This is a genomic window from Priestia sp. P5_B4 (assembly GCF_056400385.1).
In genome coordinates this window covers 1-736 of the sequence record NZ_JBFULJ010001332.1, presented here as the reverse complement: position 1 = coordinate 736, position 736 = coordinate 1, and the positions used below count along the sequence as shown (strand labels likewise).

The 736-nt window shown below is 40.7% G+C and carries 1 protein-coding gene; it reads right to left on the bottom strand.

Going from position 1 to position 736, the window contains the following annotated elements; all coding sequences use genetic code 11:
• The coding region (locus AC1DRF_RS30800) for a phytoene desaturase family protein (RefSeq protein ID WP_477742674.1) at nt 1–736 on the bottom strand (736 nt) is incomplete at both ends.

The following is a 736-nucleotide window of genomic DNA, read 5'->3' as shown; positions in this document are numbered from 1 at the left end:
TTTCAGTAACGCTGCAGTTTGTATACAGCTTCCCTCCAGCTTTTTGGAACACATGTCCCAGCCCTTTTGCAATTCTAGGGTTTCCTCCTTTTACATAGTACACCCCATCATTCATTTCTAAATGTCCAATCAATGAAAACGTAGCGGGTGATGTATAAGGTGRAGATCCGATATAGGTTGCATATCGATTAAATGCATTTCGAATGTTTTCGTTTCGAAAAAAACGCTGATGAAACGTATCTACTGTTTCAAACGGCCTTACTTGCAGCAATGCTTTTAATAAAGAAGGGTTTGTGTAATCTTTCCACGATGAAAATGTCCGGTAGAAAAATTGGCTTTTTGCAATGTCGTATATTCTTTTTACTTCTTTCAAATAGGCAGGGTATTGCTCCGCAGCAAAGGGATCGAGACGTTCAAGCTGCTGAATCATTTTTCTTTCATCTATAGACATGGAAAATTGGGAGCCGTCGGTGAAGAAGTTATTCGTATGATGCGTTAGTTTGACAAGAGGCATATAGTCTTCTGGACGTTCACCCGCTTGCTCAAATAACCACTGAAAAACTTCGGGCATTGTAATGGTATTAGGCCCAAAATCAAAAGAATATTCTCCTAGCTGCACAGGCATCATTTTTCCGCCTACATGCTCGTTTTTTTCCACAATTGTGACATCGAACCCCTTTGTTTGAAGAAGAACTCCTGCAGCTAATCCGCCTAATCCCGCCCCAACTATTAGTAC